General features: G+C 69.2%; 18 protein-coding genes and 2 pseudogenes. 4 read left to right on the top strand and 16 right to left on the bottom strand.

Features of this window, described 5'->3' with window-relative positions:
* The first annotated feature begins 111 nt into the window (after positions 1 to 111).
* Both NV348_RS00470 and NV348_RS00465 read left to right on the top strand, forming a co-directional pair.
* Complete coding sequence (locus NV348_RS00470; protein WP_447145141.1) at positions 112 to 696, top strand: HdeD family acid-resistance protein; 585 nt, start codon at positions 112 to 114, stop codon at positions 694 to 696.
* Positions 697 to 774: 78 nt separating this feature from the next.
* On the top strand, positions 775 to 1125 hold the full coding sequence (locus tag NV348_RS00465; RefSeq protein ID WP_447145140.1) for a hypothetical protein: 351 nt from the start codon (positions 775 to 777) through the stop codon (positions 1123 to 1125).
* 5 nt (positions 1126 to 1130) lie between these two features.
* On the opposite strand, the gene NV348_RS00460 is transcribed toward NV348_RS00465, so the two are convergent.
* A complete protein-coding gene (locus NV348_RS00460) occupies positions 1131 to 1310 on the bottom strand; it encodes an alpha/beta fold hydrolase (RefSeq protein WP_447150890.1) in 180 nt (59 codons plus the stop codon).
* 167 nt (positions 1311 to 1477) lie between these two features.
* Here NV348_RS00460 and gloA2 point away from each other — a divergent pair, with 167 nt between their 5' ends.
* Entirely contained in the window at positions 1478 to 1864 is a 387-nt protein-coding gene (gloA2, locus tag NV348_RS00455; RefSeq protein ID WP_447145139.1) for an SMU1112c/YaeR family gloxylase I-like metalloprotein, read from the top strand.
* Here gloA2 and NV348_RS00450 read toward each other — a convergent pair.
* From NV348_RS00450 to NV348_RS00440, 3 genes and pseudogenes are all read right to left on the bottom strand, one after another.
* Positions 1861 to 2661: a HugZ family pyridoxamine 5'-phosphate oxidase gene (locus NV348_RS00450; protein ID WP_447145138.1), complete on the bottom strand. Its 801-nt coding sequence runs from the start codon at positions 2659 to 2661 to the stop codon at positions 1861 to 1863. The two genes, gloA2 and NV348_RS00450, sit on opposite strands and share 4 nt — an antisense overlap.
* Positions 2658 to 3915, bottom strand: a pseudogene (locus tag NV348_RS00445) (lipase family alpha/beta hydrolase). The gene NV348_RS00450 and the pseudogene NV348_RS00445 overlap by 4 nt, the downstream one beginning before the upstream one ends.
* A gap of 215 nt (positions 3916 to 4130) precedes the next feature.
* Positions 4131 to 4847 carry a metal-dependent hydrolase gene (locus NV348_RS00440; RefSeq protein WP_447145137.1) on the bottom strand — a complete coding sequence of 239 codons (717 nt, stop codon included), beginning with the start codon at positions 4845 to 4847 and terminating at the stop codon, positions 4131 to 4133.
* Positions 4848 to 5080: 233 nt separating this feature from the next.
* Here NV348_RS00440 and NV348_RS00435 point away from each other — a divergent pair, with 233 nt between their 5' ends.
* Entirely contained in the window at positions 5081 to 5539 is a 459-nt protein-coding gene (locus NV348_RS00435; RefSeq protein ID WP_447145136.1) for an SRPBCC family protein, read from the top strand.
* A 69-nt stretch (positions 5540 to 5608) separates the two neighbouring features.
* Here NV348_RS00435 and katG read toward each other — a convergent pair whose 3' ends face one another.
* The 12 genes and pseudogenes from katG to NV348_RS00375 all read right to left on the bottom strand — a co-directional run bounded on the left by katG (position 5609) and on the right by NV348_RS00375 (position 17786).
* Complete coding sequence (gene katG / locus NV348_RS00430) at positions 5609 to 7837, bottom strand: catalase/peroxidase HPI (protein WP_447150889.1); 2229 nt, start codon at positions 7835 to 7837, stop codon at positions 5609 to 5611.
* An 11-nt stretch (positions 7838 to 7848) separates the two neighbouring features.
* Complete coding sequence (locus NV348_RS00425) at positions 7849 to 8283, bottom strand: Fur family transcriptional regulator (protein WP_447145135.1); 435 nt, start codon at positions 8281 to 8283, stop codon at positions 7849 to 7851.
* A gap of 170 nt (positions 8284 to 8453) precedes the next feature.
* Positions 8454 to 9059 carry a GTP-binding protein gene (locus tag NV348_RS00420; RefSeq protein WP_218722350.1) on the bottom strand — a complete coding sequence of 202 codons (606 nt, stop codon included), beginning with the start codon at positions 9057 to 9059 and terminating at the stop codon, positions 8454 to 8456.
* A pseudogene (locus NV348_RS00415) lies at positions 9040 to 9413 on the bottom strand (DUF742 domain-containing protein). The gene NV348_RS00420 and the pseudogene NV348_RS00415 overlap by 20 nt, the downstream one beginning before the upstream one ends.
* Before the next feature lie 11 nt (positions 9414 to 9424).
* Positions 9425 to 9832 (bottom strand): roadblock/LC7 domain-containing protein, encoded by a 408-nt coding sequence (locus NV348_RS00410; RefSeq protein ID WP_019047390.1) that lies wholly within the window; start codon positions 9830 to 9832, stop codon positions 9425 to 9427.
* A 152-nt stretch (positions 9833 to 9984) separates the two neighbouring features.
* Positions 9985 to 12324 (bottom strand): sensor histidine kinase, encoded by a 2340-nt coding sequence (locus NV348_RS00405; protein ID WP_447145134.1) that lies wholly within the window; start codon positions 12322 to 12324, stop codon positions 9985 to 9987.
* A 215-nt stretch (positions 12325 to 12539) separates the two neighbouring features.
* Positions 12540 to 12947, bottom strand: a complete 408-nt coding sequence (locus tag NV348_RS00400) for a DUF779 domain-containing protein (RefSeq protein ID WP_447145133.1) — start codon at positions 12945 to 12947, stop codon at positions 12540 to 12542.
* A complete protein-coding gene (exaC, locus tag NV348_RS00395; RefSeq protein WP_447145132.1) occupies positions 12947 to 14464 on the bottom strand; it encodes an acetaldehyde dehydrogenase ExaC in 1518 nt (505 codons plus the stop codon). The genes NV348_RS00400 and exaC overlap by 1 nt, the downstream gene beginning before the upstream one ends.
* Before the next feature lie 87 nt (positions 14465 to 14551).
* A complete protein-coding gene (locus NV348_RS00390) occupies positions 14552 to 15682 on the bottom strand; it encodes a transcriptional regulator (protein WP_447145131.1) in 1131 nt (376 codons plus the stop codon).
* A 249-nt stretch (positions 15683 to 15931) separates the two neighbouring features.
* Positions 15932 to 16252, bottom strand: coding sequence for a hypothetical protein (locus NV348_RS00385; protein WP_218716218.1), 321 nt, complete (start codon positions 16250 to 16252; stop codon positions 15932 to 15934).
* A 65-nt stretch (positions 16253 to 16317) separates the two neighbouring features.
* Positions 16318 to 17472 carry an alkaline phosphatase family protein gene (locus tag NV348_RS00380; RefSeq protein ID WP_447145130.1) on the bottom strand — a complete coding sequence of 385 codons (1155 nt, stop codon included), beginning with the start codon at positions 17470 to 17472 and terminating at the stop codon, positions 16318 to 16320.
* The gene (locus tag NV348_RS00375; RefSeq protein ID WP_447145129.1) at positions 17469 to 17786 is read right to left on the bottom strand and encodes a nuclear transport factor 2 family protein; all 318 of its coding nucleotides are present in this window, start codon (positions 17784 to 17786) and stop codon (positions 17469 to 17471) included. The genes NV348_RS00380 and NV348_RS00375 overlap by 4 nt, the downstream gene beginning before the upstream one ends.
* Positions 17787 to 17820 lie beyond the last annotated feature (34 nt).

Here is a 17820-nt window from a genome sequence, read left to right as displayed (position 1 = left end):
CGTCACGCGGGGAGGTCACGGCCACGGTCGGCGGGCGGTGGGTGATCGCGACACGATCACGGCTCCAGCTAATATCGGGAAAACGAGAGCTACCGGGCATAACATCTCGTCATGACGACAAATACCGTGCTGGAGAGCCCAATTGCGGCTCTTGCCAAGAAAACCTGGCAAACAATTCTGGTCACCGGCCTCCTCGCGGTGGTCCTCGGCATCATCGTGCTGGTGTGGCCCGGTCCGTCGCTGCTCGTGGCGGGCATTCTGTTCGGTATCTACATGGTTGTCAGCGGCGTCTTCCAGTTGATCGCCGCCTTCACCCATCTGCCGAGCACCAGCTTCCGCGTGCTCTCGTTCATCAGCGGTGTGCTGTCGCTGATCATCGGCATCTTCTGCTTCCGCGACGATCTCACCTCGATCTTCCTGCTGGGGTTGTGGATCGGCATCAGCTGGCTGTTCCGTGGCGTCGCGGTGCTGTTCGCCGCGGTGTCCGACAAGGGCGTGCCCGGCCGGGGCTGGCAGATCTTCTACGGCATCATCAGCGCGATCGCGGGTGTCATCCTGATCGTGTGGCCGATCAATTCGCTGGCGACCCTGACCGTGGTGGTCGGTATCTTCCTGATCGTCATCGGCATCATGGAGATCATCACCGCCTTCGGCGTCCGCAAGGATTCGCACCTGCTGGAGCAGCAGGGGCTGTAATACACGGAGAAAGTTCGTCGGGAATCGGCCGGTGCCTTCGGGCACCGGCCGCTTTCCTGTGAACTACGCTCGCCAATCATGGAATTCGTTTACAACCTGGTGGTCGTCACCCATCTGCTTGGCATGGCCGCCGTGGTCGGCGGCTTCGCAGCCTCGCGCCCGGTCGTCTCGGCGCTGATGGTGTGGGGTGCGCGGGTCCAGCTCATCACCGGACTGGTCCTGGCCGGGCTGGCCTCGGCGGTCGATTCGCTGGGCAAGGATCCGGACACAACCAAGCTGGCCGTGAAACTGGCGATCTCGGTCGTGGTCGTCGCGCTCGCCGAGATGGGCCGGGCCGATGCCAAACGCGGCAAGCAGATCGACTGGATGACCGACGCCGCCGGCGGACTCGCGATCGTCAACGTGCTCGTCGCCGCTCTCTGGAACTGAGTACCTCAGACGCGCGTGAGCAGATCGGCCGCCACCCGGTCGGGGATCTCGAGGTGCGGGCAGTGTCCCGCGTCCGGGTACTCGACCAGGTCGGCGCCGGGGGAGCGGTGGGTGATCGCGGCGGCCATGTGCTCGCCCGTCACGGGATCACGTCGGTAGTGCGTCGCGCCCAGGGCCGGGTCCAGCGGGTGATCCGGTGAGAAGACCTCACTCCAGCTGCGGACGAACAGCGACTCGGGACTGCCACCGATCCCAGAGGTCCGTCATCGCCCCTCCTGAGTCCCTGCCTGTCCTGCCGACCGAATGTAGTGGGCGAACGCGGGCACTGCCACCGCGGCGGTACCGTCGCGGGATGGAGTTTCTCGGGATCCATCATGTCGCGATCATCGCGACCGACTACGCCCGCTCGAAGCGCTTCTACACCGAAATTCTCGGTGGGACAGTGCTCGCCGAGAACTACCGGGCCGATCGGGACTCCTGGAAGCTCGACGTCACCCTGCCGGGTGGGTGCCGGATCGAGTTGTTCTCGTTTCCCGATCCGCCCGCGCGCCCGAGCAGGCCCGAGGCGGCGGGCTTGCGGCATCTCGCCTTCGTGGTCGCCGATGTGCCCGCCGCGCTCACCGCTCTGCGCGAACGCGGCGTCCGCACCGAGGAAGTGCGCACCGACGAGTACACCGGCCAGCACATGGCCTTCTTCTTCGACCCCGACGACCTGCCGCTCGAGCTGTACGAGGGTTAGTCGGCCGCGCGGGCCCGGCGCGTCAATTCGACCGTCGCCGAGCGCAGTTCGCCGATCTCCGACAGCGGTGCGGCGTACCCGACCCGGGTGCGCGCGACGCCGCGCGGCGTCTCGACCCGCAGGTCGAGGCCGTAGCGGTCGGCTCGTTCGCAGACCGCGGCGGTCGCGTCGGGGAAGCCGCCGAGCCGGGTGGCCATCGCCAGCAGGGCGTCGGCGTGGTCGGCGTTGAGGTGGGCGATGCCGGGGGTGGCCAGCGGCACGATCGGATCCGGCTGGGCCGCCAGGTACTCCTGCGCCGACGCGGAGTCCATCCGGCCGTATCCGCCGACCCAGCGCACCCGCTGCACGCGCAGCACCCAGAGGGTGAAGTCGCTGTAGTCGATGTAGTACTTCGCGGCCGGAATGGCTGCCAGATGGGCAGCGCGCGCGGCGTCGGCCTCGGCGCCCTCCGGTCGTTCCACCACGCCGGCCAGGGTGATCCGGGTGCCCGCCAGCGGGTCGGCCGGGATATCCGGGGTCACGATCGCGATGCTGGCGCGCGGGTCGGCGGCCAGGTTGCGGCCGTGTTCGGCCAGCCGCGAGACGCTCAGGACGGGCGCGCCGTCGAGCAGTCCGTAGGTGATGAACGACGCCCACGGCGCGCCGTCGGCGGTGAGACTGGCCAGGGTGCCGGTATTGGTGGCCGCCGCAATGGTTCTGGCCTCCTCGGCCGCCGAGGGGCGGGCCTCGTTGGCCAGGGGAGCGGTCGGCAGCGGGATGGAGGGTGCGTCGCCGGGGTCGCCGTGGTCGAGAGTCATGGCCACAGCGTATCCACCCGTACCGCCCTGCGGGGCATGCTCGTCAGCCAGCTGTACAGCGCCGCGTACACCGCGTCGTGATTGAGCAGGCTGAAATGGTTCGCCGCGGGCACGTGCAGGCCGTTGACCGCGTCGAAGCCGATCCGGCGGGTCCGGCCACGTCCCGAGCCGCTCCCGGTGAGCACCATGCCGTCGCCGACCACCCGCCCCAGCGGGTGCTGCGGGCTGCGGGTGACGGTCGCGGTGACGAAGTAGTGGTCGGCGCCCGCGATCAACGGCACCTCGCGGACCGCCCGCGCGCGCAGCGCGTCGGTATCGAGGTCGCGCCAGTCCTCGTCGACGAGCGAGCCCTGCCGCAGGTCGCGGATGCCCGCACTGCGCCTGCGCAGGAGCTTGCTCAGTGGACGGGTCTCCGGCAGCAGGTCCAGCGCCGCCGCGGCGTAGTGCGCGATCTGCTCCAGCGGGGCGCCGAGATGCGGGGAACCGAGGCAGACCACCTGCCGAACCGCGCGCACCCAGGCCTCGTCCGCCTCGTCGGCCAGGTGGCAGGCGCCGCGCGCGACCAGACCGCCCATCGAATGACCGAGCAGGCAGATCTCGTGCACCGGCAGCGGCCAGGCCGCGACCAGACGGGCCAGCAGGGCGCTGAGCTGGGCGGCGTTCTCGGAGATGTGCAGGCCGGTGTTGTAGCGCACGAGGATCGGGGTGTAGCCGAGGTCTTCCTCGAGCCGGTCACCGTAGGTCGGGCGGCCGCCGAGCCGCCAGGCGTGCTCGGTCTCCACGAGCCCGTGCAGTTGCACGACCAGTCGCGTCGTCGGCACGGCGACGTGGGCCGCCAGCTGTTCCGGCGGGACGGGCGCGCCGTCGACGCGGAAGGTCATGGGGGGAGGCCAGGATCGGCGCCTCGTCCTCGAGCGCGTCGCCGATCAGACCCTGGAGGGCGGCCAGGACACCCGCGCCCCAGACGGTGCGCGACGGCGCGGTCACGCCGGGCATCTGGACCGCGCTCGCGACCTCGCCGACCACGAACCCCGTCCCGCCGACCACCGCGTACACGCCGTCGGTGAGCGCGTCGTGCACGACCTTCACCGGATCCGCGGCGGGACCGACCCCGAGTCTTACCGCCGCGAACACGCGGTCGGAGATGGCGCGGTGGATGGCCGCGATGCCGTCGACCGCGCCGACGAATTCGTCGCCGGCCAGGCGCGTGAGCGCCTGCACCTCGGCCTGGGGTTGGGGGAGCTGCTCGGTCACGGGTTTGAGAGTACAACTGTGCACTGAAATGCGCCGCGTGTGGGGCCGATTCGGGAGAAAGGCCAGCGCCGGGGGTTCGCTGTGCTCATGTGTCACAATGAGCAATGTCGATACTGCGATATGCGCATTAAAACATGTATTCGACTCGAGCCAGCCAACTGAAAAGGAAGGCGAGGACGGCGGGGGAGGCCCCGCCGTCCTCGCGACGGACCACGTCACGGTCGATGGATGATCGCGTACCAGAGCGCGCCCATCGTGCCGAGGACGAAAAGCGGTGAGATGACCCAGGTCTCGACCCGGTTCCCGGTCCGCTCGATCAACGGCACCCGGGTCCGCAACGGGAACGGCCACAGCAGGCGGCAGCCGCGATCGGTGAGGCAGTCGCCGAGCAGGTGGGCCAGGCAGCCGAGGCCGACGCAGATCGGCAGCCAGACCGGCCGGTCGACGATCCAGTGATCCACCGCGAAGGTGCCCGCCGTCGCCAGCACGATCACGGTGCCGTAGGTGCGCAGGCTCTTCCCCGGCGGGCACAGGTGCAGCGACCGCACCGCCAGCGCGAGCAGGAAGAACACCAGGCCCAGGGTGAACGGCCTGCCGAGATAGTGCTCACCGGCCCAGGTGGCGGCGACCGCGACGACCACGAACAGCAGCGAGTGGGTACCGTGCCGGTGCCCACCGGAGAGCCAGGAGATCAAGCGGCACAGGTGATGTGACACCGGGCCCAGCACATGCGAGATGGTTCCGCTCGGATGATCCGCGTCCGGCAGCAGCGCGGCACCTGCGGTCAGCAGGGTGCCCATGATCAGTTCGGCGATCCCGAATCGTGTGGTGTCGCTGTCGAACAGAGGGAAAGCGGCGACCGTGAGCGGGAGCGCCGCGGCGGTCCCCGCCCAGGCCAGCGCCCCACTGGTCGCGTGTGAATGTCCAAGCACCCCGCAACGTTAGTCGACCTCACTATCTCGACGCATATGCCGAGGAAGGCGGGAATGCGGGGTGCGCCAGGATGGTTGGCGCAACCGGATGGTCGAGATCATGCCGGGCTTCGCCGAGTACCGGGAGAAGACCAGCCGCGAGATCCCGGTGTTCGCGGTGTCGCGGGTGAGTTAGGCGCAGGCTCGAGCCGAATCCTTGCCGGGGCGGGTGAGCTGCTGGTTTCATCGGCTCCGTGACCGAAACCACCGACGCGCCCCGCATCGTCCACGCCTCCCGCGAGATCGCGGCGAGCGCCGCCACCCTTTTCGAACTGATCGCCGACCCCGCTCAGCAGCCGCGCTGGGACGGCAACGACAATCTCGCCGAGGCGGCGGCGGGCCAGCGGGTGAAAGCCGTCGGTGACGTGTTCACCACGACGCTGACCACCGGCGCCGACCGGGACAACCACATCGTCGAGTTCGAGGAGGGCCGCCGCATCGCGTGGCACCCCTCCGAGCGCGGCAAGACCCCGCCCGGTCACCTGTGGCGCTGGGAGCTGGAGCCGATCGACGACACCACGACCCGGGTGACCCACACCTACGACTGGACGCAGCTGCACGACGAGCTGCGCCAGGTCAGGGCCGAGGCGACCACCTCGGACAAGCTGCGGGCCTCGGTGGACCGGCTGGCCGAGGTCGCCGAGACGGCCTGATCGGCCGCTGCGCGACAGCGAAACACCCCGCGACTCCGAGCGAGTCGCGGGGTGTTTCATGACCGGCGATCAGGCCAGGTCGAACCGATCCAGGTTGCTCACCTTGGTCCACGCGGCGACGAAGTCGCGCACGAACTTCTCCTTCGCGTCGTCGGTCGCGTAGGCCTCGGCCACGGCACGCAGCTGCGAGTTCGCGCCGAACACCAGGTCGACGCGGCTACCGGTCCAGGTGAGCGCGCCGGTCGCGCTGTCCCTGCCCTCGTAGACGTTGTCGTCGGTGGCCGACGGCGCCCACTCGGTGCCCATGTCGAGCAGATTGACGAAGTAGTCGTTCGTCAGCGCGCCCGGCGTCGTGGTGAGCACGCCGACCGGCGACTGCTGGTAGTTCGCGCCGATCACGCGCAGACCACCGACCAGGACCGTCATCTCCGGCGCGCTCAGGGTGAGCAGGTTCGCCTTGTCGACGAGCAGGTACTCGGCCGGGACCCGGGCGTCCTTGGCCAGGTAGTTGCGGAAACCGTCCGCCTTGGGCTCGAGCGCCGAGAAGGACTCGACGTCGGTCTGCTCCTGGGTGGCATCGGTGCGGCCCGGCGTGAACGGCACCGTCACCGCGTAACCGGCGGCCTGCGCGGCCTGTTCGACACCGACCGCGCCACCGAGGACGACCAGATCCGCGAACGACACCTGGGCGCCGCCCGTGGCGTTGAACGACTCCTGGATGCCCTCGAGCGTGCGCACGACCTGCGCGAGCTCGTCGGGCTGGTTGACCTCCCAGCCCGCCTGCGGCTGCAGGCGCAGGCGACCGCCGTTGGCGCCGCCGCGCTTGTCGCTGCCACGGAACGACGAGGCCGCCGCCCATGCCGTCGACACCAGCTGCACGACCGTGAGCCCCGAGGCCTGGATCTGGCTCTTGAGGGTCGCGATCTCGGTGTCACCGATCAGCGCGCCGGTGTGCGCGGGGACCGGGTCCTGCCACAGCAGCTCCTCGGACGGCACCAGCGGGCCGAGGTAGCGCACGACCGGACCCATGTCGCGGTGGGTGAGCTTGTACCAGGCGCGCGCGAACGCGTCGGTGAGCTCGGCCGGGTTCGCCAGCCAGCGCCGGGTGATCTGCTCGTAGATCGGGTCGAGGCGCAGCGACAGATCGGTGGTCAGCATGACCGGGGTGCGCTTCTTGGTGGCGTCGAACGGGTCGGGCACGGTGTCCGCGCCCGCGCCGTCCTTCGGGATCCACTGGTGGGCGCCCGCCGGGCTCTGGCTGAGCTCCCATTCGTAGCCGTAGAGGGTCTCCAGGAAGTTGTTGTCCCAGGTGATCGGCGTGCTGTTCCAGATGCCTTCCAGACCACTGGTGATCGCGTCGGCGCCGACGCCGGTGCCGAAGCTGCTCTTCCAGCCCAGGCCCTGCTGCTCGAGCGGCGCGGCCTCGGGCTCGGGGCCGACGAGGTCGGCGGGCCCGGCGCCGTGGGTCTTGCCGAAGGTGTGCCCGCCGACGATCAGCGCGGCGGTCTCCTCGTCGTTCATCGCCATCCGGGCGAAGGTCTCGCGGATGTCGATCGCGGCCTTGATCGGATCCGGATTGCCGTTGGGGCCTTCCGGATTCACGTAGATCAGGCCCATCTGGACCGCGGCGAGCGGACGCTCGAGGTTGCGCTCACCGGTGTAGCGCTCGTCGCCGAGCCAGGTGCTCTCCGGACCCCAGTAGACGTCCTCCTCCGGCTCCCACGCGTCGACGCGACCGCCGCCGAAACCGAAGGTGGGAAAGCCCATCGACTCGAGCGCGACATTGCCGGCGTAGACGATGAGGTCGGCCCAGGACAGCTTCTTGCCGTACTTCTTCTTGACCGGCCACAGCAGGCGGCGGGCCTTGTCCAGGCTGGCGTTGTCGGGCCAGCTGTTGAGCGGGGCGAAGCGCTGCATGCCCGAGCCGGCGCCGCCGCGGCCGTCGCCGACGCGGTAGGTGCCCGCCGAGTGCCAGGCCATCCGGATGAAGAACGGGCCGTAATGGCCGAAGTCGGCGGGCCACCAGGGCTGCGAGGTCGTCATGACCTGCTCGATGTCCTGCTTCACCGCGGCCAGATCGAGGGTCGCGAACTCGGCCGCGTAGTCGAAGTCGTCGTCCATCGGGTTCGCCACCGGCGGATTCTTCTGCAGGATCGTGAGATTGAGCTGATGCGGCCACCAGTCACGATTGCTGCCACGGATGTCGGCGGAGGCGAACGGGCGAGCCGATGTCACGGGGCAGCCATTGTCACCGGGTTCCGTGTTGGCTTCCGCGATAGGTGGATGTTCCTCGGGCACGGTGAGTCCTTTCATGGGAGTGATGGTGATGTCGTGCAGTCGGGGCAGCGGCCCCAGTAGATGACTTCGGCTTCGTCGACGACGAAACCGGTGTCATCGAGAGCGGTCAGACAGGGCGCATCGCCGACTGCGCAGTCGACATCGACAATCACGCCACAGGATCGGCACACCAGGTGATGATGGTTGTCGCCGACCCGGGTCTCGTACCGGGCGACGGTGCCCATGGGCTGGATCCGCCGGAGCAGGCCCGCGGTGGTGAGTACGCGCAGCACGTCGTAGACGGCCTGGTGGCTCACCGCGCCGAGGGTGCCCCTGACCCGGCTCAGGATGGTGTCGGTATCGGCGTGCGGATGCTGGTGCACGGCGGTGAGCACCGCCAGACGCGGCGCCGTGACGCGCAGGGAAGCCGCGCGGAGCATGCGCTCGAAGTCCGATGTGGTGGACACATTCCAGATTATTACTCGTTCCAGATGGCAGCGGAAGCATTTCCGGCCAAGTGACCCGGGCCACATCTATACGCCGCCGTATGTGGCGGAAGCTGCTGGGACTGCGGCTCGCGGCCGCTGCGGCGGTCACGCGAGCAGTGAGCCGGGACCGCCCCCCGGCGGACCGACCGCTAGGTGGTCACCGGGGTGCGGGTGGCGCGTTCGATGAGGTACTCGACGAGATGGGTGAGTACCGCCTTGGCCGAGGGCCGGTCGCGGGCGTCGCAGAGCACCACGGGGGTGTTCGGGTCGAGGTCGAGCGCGTCGCGCACCTCGTCGACGGTGTAGCGGGGCGCGCCTTCGAAGCAGTTCACCGCGATCAGGAACGGCAGCCCGCGCCGCTCGAAGAAGTCCACCGCCGCGAACGAATTGCTCAGCCTGCGGGTGTCGGCGAGCACGATCGCGCCGAGCGCGCCGCGGCACAGCTCGTCCCAGAGGAACCAGAACCGGTCCTGGCCGGGGGTGCCGAACAGGTACAGCACGAGATCGCGGTCGATGGTGATGCGGCCGAAGTCCAGCGCGACCGTGGTCGTCGACTTCTGTTCCACCCCCGACAGGTCGTCGACGCCGGTGCTGACCTCGGTGATCAGCTCCTCGGTGCGCAACGGTGCGATCTCGCTGATCGAGGAGACCATCGTGGTCTTGCCGACGCCGAAGCCGCCGGCGATGAGGATCTTCACCGAGGCGGCCAGATGCTGCCCGCCCGGTGCCGTGGGGTCAAAGTTTTCGGATGCCATCCAGAACCGCTCGCAATACGTTGAGGTCTCCGACGCCGGCCTCGGCCGTCACGGGAGCCCGGAAGATGAGGTGGCCCTCGCCGATGAGATCACCGACGAGGATCTTGGTCACCGCCAGAGGAAGTTTCAGCACGGCCGAGACCTCGGCCACCGACTGCGCGCGCTTGCACAACTGTGCGATCGTCGCGTATTCGGGTTCCGGGCGCCGCAGGGTGGGGCGGGATGCACCGCCACCACCACCGTGAGCATGTCCAGGTCGTGCGCCGCACCCATGGTGCGGCCGCGGGTCACCGCGTACGGGCGGACCAGGGGTCCGGCCGCGTCGTCGAACCACGGATCGCCGAGTCGAGTCATGGTGCTGCTTCCTATAGCTCTGCCAGTCCGTGCCGCGGCTCGGTCGACAGGTAACTGCCGACCCGCTGCACGGTGAGGTTCATTTCGTAGGCGACCATGCCGAGATTCGCCGACTCGTTCGCCTGCAGCGCCAGGCACGCGTTGTCGCCCGCCGAGGTGACGAACAGGACCGCACGATCGAGCTCGATCACCGCTTGCCGCACACCACCGCCGTCGAACCGGCTGCCCGCGCTGCGCGCGAGACCGTAGAGCGTCGACGACATGGCGGCGAAGTGTTCGGCGTCCTCGCGCTTCATCTGCGAGGAACGTCCGAGCAGCAGCCCGTCGGTGGACAGCACGACCGCGTAGCGGACCCCCGCCAGCCGGTCGACGAGATCGTCGAGCAACCAGTTGAGATCACCGGGGTGGGAAGAGTTCACCTCAGCCTTCCTGTTCATCCTGATTCGATTGATCAGTGGTCTTGCGGGGTGTTGCGTTCAGCTGCCCCCGCCGCGCTGTGTCTGTTCATCCTGATTCGGTTGATCAGTGGTCTTGCGGGGTGTTGCGTTCAGCTGCCCCCGCCGGGCTGTGTCTACTCATCCTGACTAGGTTCGATCAGTGGTTTGCGACCCTGCCGGGTGCCGTTCTCGATCGCGGACATGATGTCGCGCGCCTGTTCGGCCGAGCGGGGCCGCTCCGGGGCGGGGGGCGCCTCCGGGGTGGCCGGGTCCTCGGTGAGTTCGGGTGCCAGGTTGGTCTGGCGCTGGCGGCGCGGCAGGGCCGGGCGCTCGTCGGAGCCGTGCGTCTCGACCGGGGGCAGCTCCGGGGCAGGCGCCACCGGACGCGGCGGCGCGGGCGGTTCGGCGACCAGGGTGGCCACCGCCGTCGGCGCCGGTGCGGTTTCGATCGCGGCGACCGGCGCGGGCTCGGGTGCGGGCGCGGGCAGTCCGCGCCGCAGCGGACCGGTGGTGGCGGGCGGCATCATCGAGGTGTCGGAGTCGCCGGCGAGTAGCGACAGCGGGATGAGCACGATCGCGCGGATGCCGCCGTAATCGGACTCGCTGAGCCGCACCGAGACACCGTGCGAGGTCGACAGCCGGGCGACGACGAACAGGCCGAGCCGTGAGTCCGAGGACAGCGTGCCGACACCGAAGTCCGGCGGATCGGCCAGCATGTCGTTGTAGCGGACCAGGTCCTCGGGGCTCATGCCCATGCCCTGGTCGGTGATCTCGATGACCACGCCCTTGCCGACGACGTTGCCGCCTGCCTCGACCCGCGACTGCGGCGGAGAGAACGCGGTCGCGTTGTCGACGAGCTCGGCGAGCAGGTGCACGAGGTCGGCCACGACGGTGCCGACGATCTCCACCTCGGGCAGCTTGGTGACGCGCACCCGGGCGTAGTCGAGCGTCTCGCCGATGGCGCTGCGCACGATATCCATCACCGGAACCGGCTTGCGCCACTGACGTCCGGGCCTGCCGCCGCCCAGGATGATCAGGTTCTCGGCGTTGCGGCGTTCGCGGGTGGCCAGGTGGTCGAGCCGGAACAGGGTCTCCAGCAGCGCCGGATCCTCCTGGCGGCGTTCGGCCTCGTCGAGGATCTCGAGCTGGCGGTGAACCACGATCTGGCTGCGGTGGGCGATATTGAGGAACACCGCGCGCACACCCTCACGGGTGCGGGCCTCGTCGACGGCGGCACGCAGCGCGGCCGAGGCGGCGTGCTCGAAGGCTTGGGCGACCTGACCGATCTCGTCCTTGCCGAAGTCCAATGAGGGGGAGGTCTGCACGGCGTCGATGTCGCCGCCTTCGCGCAGCGCGCGCATGGTGGCGGGCAGCTGTTCGTCGGCGAGGGCGAGGGTTTCGGTCCGCAGTCTGCGCAGGCGGCGGATGATCCGGTTGGCCAGGATCACCGCGACCAGGAACACCAGCACACTGAGCGCGAGCACGCCGCCGCCGGCGAGGGCCGCGTTGATCTCGGCGCGGTGCGCGGTGTCCTCGGCCAGCTTCTGGACGTGCCGGTTGTGCGCGGTGTACGCGTCGAGCATGGCCCGGTTGATTTCGGCTGCCGCGCTCTGCCATTCGGGCGTAGACAGCGGCAGTGCCGCGGCGGCCGTCTGCTTGGCCGAGGTGCCCGTGGTCTGCGTGGCCGGTGCCGCGAAGCGCTGCACGACGGCCGATTCCATCGCGCTGAGCTGCTGCCAGTTCGACGACGACAGCAGCGCGGTGAGCGCGGTGCGCTGGGCTTCGTCGATTTCGGCGGCGACATTGGCGATTTCGTTGTGATAGAAGCCGCTCTGCTTGACGAACTCGTCGAGCGGAATGGTGGTGGGGCCACCGGAGGTCACCATCGATACGGCGAGGGCGTTGCTGCGCGACATCGCCTCGGCGGCGTTGAGCAGGCGCATGCCCTCGCCGACGCCGGAGGCGACCACGGCGTCGGGGGCGGCGCGCTCGGCGACCTTGGTGCCCTGGGAGAAAACGTCGAGCAGCTTGTTGTAGAACATGTACGCGTCGGAAGCGGGCAGCAGGCCGGCGTCGGCACCGCCGCGTACACCGGCCAGATGTGTACCGAGAGTGTTGAATCCACCCTTGTCGTCGCCGATGTTGGAATCGTCGACCTCGCGGATGCTCTCGGAGGCCTTGATCAGGCCGCGAAACGCGGCGTCGAGCCGGGCGCGGGCGGGTGCGAGAGCGGCCTGGGCGGTCTCGTCACCGGCCAAGTGGGCCAGGGTGAGCTGGCGTTCGGATTGGACGGCCTCGATGAGCTCGCGCGTGTAAGGCACCGCCGCTTGCATTTCCGAAGCCCAGGTCTTGGCCTTGTTGCTCTCGTCGACCAGGTAGCCCGCCGTTCCGACGCCGACCACCACCAGCGTGAGACTGGGGATGAGAGCGATCGCCAGAATCCGGGTTCGAACACCGAGCCTCGCTAAGAACATCGCTATAACGTAACGGAATTGTTGCAGTCTTGACCTGCGTGTCTCGCTGAGCGAGACGTGATTTGGTTTGCGCGGGAACGTCTTTGCTATGCGCGGACCCGCACGGGATACGGCGAGCTCGCCCCGCCGGCTGAGCCGCGATGGCCCAGTCGGCGGGGGCTCGCCATGACCTGACAGCGCCGGGAAGGTCCTACCAGGTCAGGTCCGAGGCACCGCTACAGCGTGCGGTCGGCGCCGGTTCGTGGGGGCGGTGCGGCCGCCAGTGCCGCGTTCTCCGCGTCGGTGAGCTGCCGGGCGCGCAGCACGAAGCGCATGCCCTGGCCGGCTTCCAGTGATTCGGCGCTGGCGTGCCCACGCACCGCGTCGACGGTGAGGTGGGTGTCCTTCCAGCATTCGAACTGTTCGGGGCTGATCCAGAACTCGGTGTGCCAGCTGAGCCTGCCCAGCAGGACGTCGGCCTTCTCGATCGGGAACTGCTTGGCGGACAGGCACACCGGTGCGACCTCCTCGTCGCCGCACTCGCCCGCCTGGCGGAACAACACCGGGCCGTTGTCCTCGATCAGCCTGCGCAACAGGGTCTGCGCGCGCTCGGTGATCTCCACGCGGTGGATCCGGTTCTGCATCAGAACATCCCGAGTTTCGTCGTCGAATAACTGACGAGCAGGTTCTTGGTCTGCTGGTAGTGCCCGAGCGTCATGGCGTGGTTCTCCCGGCCGAAGCCCGACTTCTTGTAGCCGCCGAACGCGGCGTGCGCGGGATAGGCGTGGTAGCAGTTGGTCCAGACCCGGCCCGCCTTGATGCCACGGCCCAGTCGATGAGCGGTGTTGATGTCGCGGGTCCACACGCCCGCGCCGAGGCCGTAGCGGGTGTCGTTGGCGATGCGGACGGCCTCGTCGACGGTGTCGAAGCGGGTGACCGCGACAACGGGTCCGAAGATCTCCTCCTGGAAGATCCGCATCGTGTTCTCACCCTCGAAGATGGTGGGTTCGATGTAGTACCCACCCGGCAGGCCGTCGACCTTGCGTGCTTCCCCTCCAGTCAGCACGCGGGCGCCTTCGGCTCTGCCGATGTCCAGGTAGGACAGGATCTTCTCGTACTGGTCGTTGCCGGCCTGCGCGCCGATCATCGTCTCGGTGTCGAGGGGATGACCTGACACGACGGCCTCGGTGCGGGCGATGCAGCGGGCGAGGAACTCGTCGTAGATCGACGAGTGGATCAGCGCGCGTGACGGGCACGTGCACACCTCGCCCTGGTTCAGGGCGAACATCACGAAGCCCTCGACGGCCTTGTCGAGGTAGTCGTCGTCGGCCGCCATCACGTCGGGCAGGAAGATGTTGGGGCTCTTGCCACCCAGTTCCAGGGTGACCGGAATGATGTTCTCGCTCGCGTACTGCATGATCAGCCGGCCGGTGGTGGTCTCGCCGGTGAACGCGATCTTGGCCACCCGCGGACTCTGGGCCAGCGGTGTGCCCGCCTCCACCCCGAAGCCGTTGACCACGTTGAGGACTCCCGGCGGGAGCAGATCCGCGATCAGCTCGACGACCAGCAGCAGCGAGGCGGGCGTCTGCTCGGCGGGTTTGATCACCACGCAGTTGCCCGCCGCCAGCGCGGGCGCCAGTTTCCACGCCGCCATCAGGATCGGGAAGTTCCACGGGATGATCTGGCCGACGACACCGAGCGGCTCGTGGAAGTGGTAGGCGACGGTGTCGGGGTCGATCTGCGAGATCGAGCCCTCCTGGGCGCGCAGGACGCCGGCGAAGTAGCGGAAGTGGTCGACGGCCAGCGGCAGATCGGCGGCCAGGGTCTCGCGGACCGGCTTGCCGTTGTCCCAGGTCTCGGCGACCGCCAGCGGCTCGATGCTGTTCTCGATCCGGTCGGCGATCTTGATGAGGATGTCGGCGCGCTCGGCGACCGGGGTCGCGGCCCAGCGGTCGGTGGCGCGGTGCGCGGCCTCGAGCGCCATGTCGATATCGGCGGCCGTGGACCTGGCCACCGTGCAGAAGGTCTCGCCGTCGACCGGCGAGGTGTTGTCGAAGTAGCGGCCTTCGATGGGGGCGGCCCAATCACCCCCGATGAAGTTGTCGTATCGGGCGGCATAGCTGACGATGCCGGTATCCGATCCGGGTTTGCCGTAGATCATGCGTCTCGCTCCTCGCGACCTCTGCGTGGTGGAACACACTATGGTCGGCGAAGGTTGGTACGAGGTTGGTGAGCGGGTTCGCCCAGCTCAGCCCTGGCGCGCGGTGTACAGACGGGCGGTGACGACGGCCCGGCGGACATCGTCGCGGGGCAGCAGGCGCAGCGCGTGCTCGTGCACCGCGATGTCGCTGGGGCAGCGCTGGCCGAAGGCCACGGCGTGCTCGGCCCGGTCGCTGTTGAGCACCGCGTTGCGGATGCCCACGTCGAGATGCGCGCGCCACTGCTCGACACCGGGGAGATCGGAACCGGGCAGCAGCGGCCCGCGGTAGAGCCACAGCGCCGAGGTGAGGTCGCCGCCCTCGATCGCGGCGAGCAGGTCGACCGCGTCGCAGGACACCGGACCGGTGAGCATGTAGCGCCGGTTGGCGATCTCGCCGCGGGTGGCCCGGCGCAGGTGCGAGACGTCGGCTTTGAGGGTGTTCAGCGAGACCGGGCGGTCGCCGTAGACGGCGGCGTGCAGCTGCTCGGGCGTGTAGCCCTCGGGTTCGAGCGCCAGCAGGGCCAGGATCTCGAGCTGGCGCGGCGGCAGCGGCACCGGCCTGCCGTCGCGCAACAGCCGTGCGGCGCCGAGGCATTCGAGCCGGACACCGGGTGCGGGTGCGGGCGCCTCGGCGCGCAGCATCGTCTCGACGGCGGTCACCAGGGCCCGCACCGAGGTCATCACCATCGGATGCGAGCGTTCCCAGGTCGAGGACAGATCGAGCACACCCACCTGGCGGCCGTCGGGGCCGTGGATCGGCGCGGAGTAGCAGACCCAGCCGTGCAGCGCGGCGACCAGGTGCTCGGCGGAGAAGACAGTGACGGCTTTGTCGTCGTGCAGTGCCAGCGACAGGCCGTTGGTGCCCATATGGCTCTCGTCCCACACCCCGCCGGGCGCGAAGTTCATCTGTTCACCCTGGCGCCGCAGGGTCCGATCACCTGCGGTCCACAAGATGGTGCCCGATTCGTCACTGACGACGGCGAGATAGCCGGATTCCTCGGCCATGCCGCGCAGTTGCCCGGCGAGTTCGGTGACCGGTCTGCGCAGCGGCGATTCCGACCAGCGGTCGCTGATGTCGTTGAAGCCGGGGGCGACGGTCTGCGCCGGGTCGACGGTGTGCAGCGAGCGCTGCCACGACTTGGCGACCTCTTCGCGGACCGGCCCGGTGTCGCGAGGCAAGTGCAGGGGGGCGCGAGGGCGCGGCCAGCTTGTTCCACTGCTTCTCGAGGGCGCCACGATAGTCCGAGAGCCGGTCCGGCCTGGGCGATCCGGCGATCGGGTCGTCGTGTGCGCCCACGTTCACTCCCTGCTCGTCGGTGGCGCCTTCCTGTCTATCAGCTGCGCCACCGCGGTGTGCACCGTTTACCGGAGGACGACCGGGTCGCCGGTGCATGCTCTGTCGTGGCGGCTTGACGCCGCCGTCGTCGGCTACTTGTTCAGGAACAGCCCGGCGATGTCGGCGTTCTTGATCGGGGTGTCGATATTGCGCTGGCCCGCGCACAGCAGGTCGACCTGCACGATCATCGAGTCGACCAGAGTGCCCGCCGGCTCGTTGTCGGTGCCGTTGCGCTGTTTGATCGCCTTGGTGATGGTGATCCGCTTGGTGTCGGGCTCCTGGTTGACGTAGTCGCGGCACGAGGTGTCGCCACCCTGGTTGAGCACCCGCTCGACCTCGGTGCAGCCGCTCGCCAGTGCCGCCAGCACCGCGACGCCGACGGCGACGGCACCGGTTCGGGTGGTGGCGTGCATGGTTCCTCCTGAGGGTCGCGCCGCGCGGGTGCGCGTCGAGTGGCCTCCAGCCTAAGCGGTCGGTCTCAGCCGCGGTGGATCCGCAGTGGAACGAGCAGTTCGGCGGCGGTGAGCGAGCCGTGATGGCCCACCATGATCGATTGGAGCGGTTCGGCCGCGGATCGGATCACGCCGGCGTCCCCTCGTGCGACGACGACCAGATCGCCGATCCGGTAGGCGGATTCGGCGGTGACCGTCGGCCCGAACCAGCCCGCCTCGATCACTTCGGCGCGGGTGCGGATCAGGAAATCACCGCCGAGCACGCCCGCCCAGGTGCCGGCCACGTCGGCGGTCGCGCCGTCGGCGGTGTAGACGTGGCGGGCGCGGGGCTCGCCGGCGAGCTCGGCGACGCCCGCGGACAGGTGCGGGTGGGTGTCGAAGTCGATCCGCTCGGTGAGTTCGACCATGCCGTGGTCGGCGGTGACGATCAGCGCCGAGCGGGCGGGCAGGCGCGCGGCCAGTTCGGCGGCGATCCGGTCGACGTGGGCCAGCTCGAATCGCCAGGCCCGCGAGGCGGGACCCCGCGCGTGCCCGGTCGTGTCGAGTTCCGAATGATAGGTGTAGACCAGGGTTTTCGGCGCCGAGCCGAGCGCGTCGAGCACACCGTCGATCAGGTCGCCGACGGAGAAGGTCGCCCGGAAGCCGCCGCCGCGCCAGCCAGCCCTGGTCAGACCCGAGCCGTCCTGGTATCCGGGCGCGACCTGGATCGCGGCGACGCCTGCCGCGGTGGCGCGCTGGAAGACGGTGGGCCGTGGCTGGATTCGCTCGGGCGGGAACGCGGCGAGCGCGTCGATCTTCGGGCCCGCGCCGTTGAGCTGCCAGCGCAGGCTGTTGAACAGCCGCTGCTCCTCGGGCAGCCGCACCAGGTAGCCGACGATGCCGTGCTCCCCGGGCGGCAGGCCGGTGCCCAGGGTGGTCAGGCTGGTGGCGGTGGTGCTCGGGAAGCCCGCGGTCATGGCGGCGTCGGGCAGGCTCGACAGGAACGGCGCCGTCGCGGCATGCGCGGCCAGTGCCTGTGCGCCGAGCCCGTCGACGAGCAGGACGCACACGTGGTCGACGTCGAGACCCAGGCCGAGCCGGTCGGTCTCGCCGTCGACGCCGAGGCAGGCCAGCGCCGAGGGGAGCAGATCGGCGAGGGAGGACTCGCCGTAACGCGGGGTGAGCAAGAGTTGGTCGTTCACGCCTGTCCGGTTTCGAATCGGCTGATCAGCCCGTCGCGCAGGACGAACCGCCAGGTGGTACGCATCGAGCCCCATCGGCTGTTGGTGTAGTCGGCGGTGAGCTCGAGACCGTTATCGTCGACCGACTCGACCTCCAGATGGCCGTTGCTGCTGAAGATCTCGGCCTCGGTCCACCGCGCGAGGTCGCGTTCGACCCCGTCGTCGGACATGGTCGCGTCCGCGGTCAGCACACCGTAGAAGCGGTCGGTGTCCTGGGCGTTGAGCGCGTCGACGAACACTTCGACCACGGGATCGAGTTTCGCGGTGGCAGACATCGGCTCTCCTGCTCGGGTGGCACACGACGGATGA

Source organism: Nocardia fodinahabitans (genome assembly GCF_052983615.1).
This window is presented reverse-complemented; position numbering and strand designations above follow the sequence as displayed.

Excerpts from the sequence above, each read along its gene's own strand:
- exaC (WP_447145132.1), bottom strand. The coding sequence starts at position 14,464 with ATGATCTACGGCAAACCCGGATCGGATACCGGCATCGTCAGCTATGCC.
- gloA2 (WP_447145139.1), top strand. The coding sequence starts at position 1,478 with ATGGAGTTTCTCGGGATCCATCATGTCGCGATCATCGCGACCGACTAC.
- NV348_RS00470 (WP_447145141.1), top strand. The coding sequence starts at position 112 with ATGACGACAAATACCGTGCTGGAGAGCCCAATTGCGGCTCTTGCCAAG.
- NV348_RS00450 (WP_447145138.1), bottom strand. The coding sequence starts at position 2,661 with ATGACTCTCGACCACGGCGACCCCGGCGACGCACCCTCCATCCCGCTG.
- NV348_RS00385 (WP_218716218.1), bottom strand. The coding sequence starts at position 16,252 with ATGCACGCCACCACCCGAACCGGTGCCGTCGCCGTCGGCGTCGCGGTG.
- NV348_RS00420 (WP_218722350.1), bottom strand. The coding sequence starts at position 9,059 with ATGGCATCCGAAAACTTTGACCCCACGGCACCGGGCGGGCAGCATCTG.
- NV348_RS00465 (WP_447145140.1), top strand. The coding sequence starts at position 775 with ATGGAATTCGTTTACAACCTGGTGGTCGTCACCCATCTGCTTGGCATG.
- NV348_RS00405 (WP_447145134.1), bottom strand. The coding sequence starts at position 12,324 with ATGTTCTTAGCGAGGCTCGGTGTTCGAACCCGGATTCTGGCGATCGCT.
- NV348_RS00400 (WP_447145133.1), bottom strand. The coding sequence starts at position 12,947 with ATGCAGAACCGGATCCACCGCGTGGAGATCACCGAGCGCGCGCAGACC.
- NV348_RS00375 (WP_447145129.1), bottom strand. The coding sequence starts at position 17,786 with ATGTCTGCCACCGCGAAACTCGATCCCGTGGTCGAAGTGTTCGTCGAC.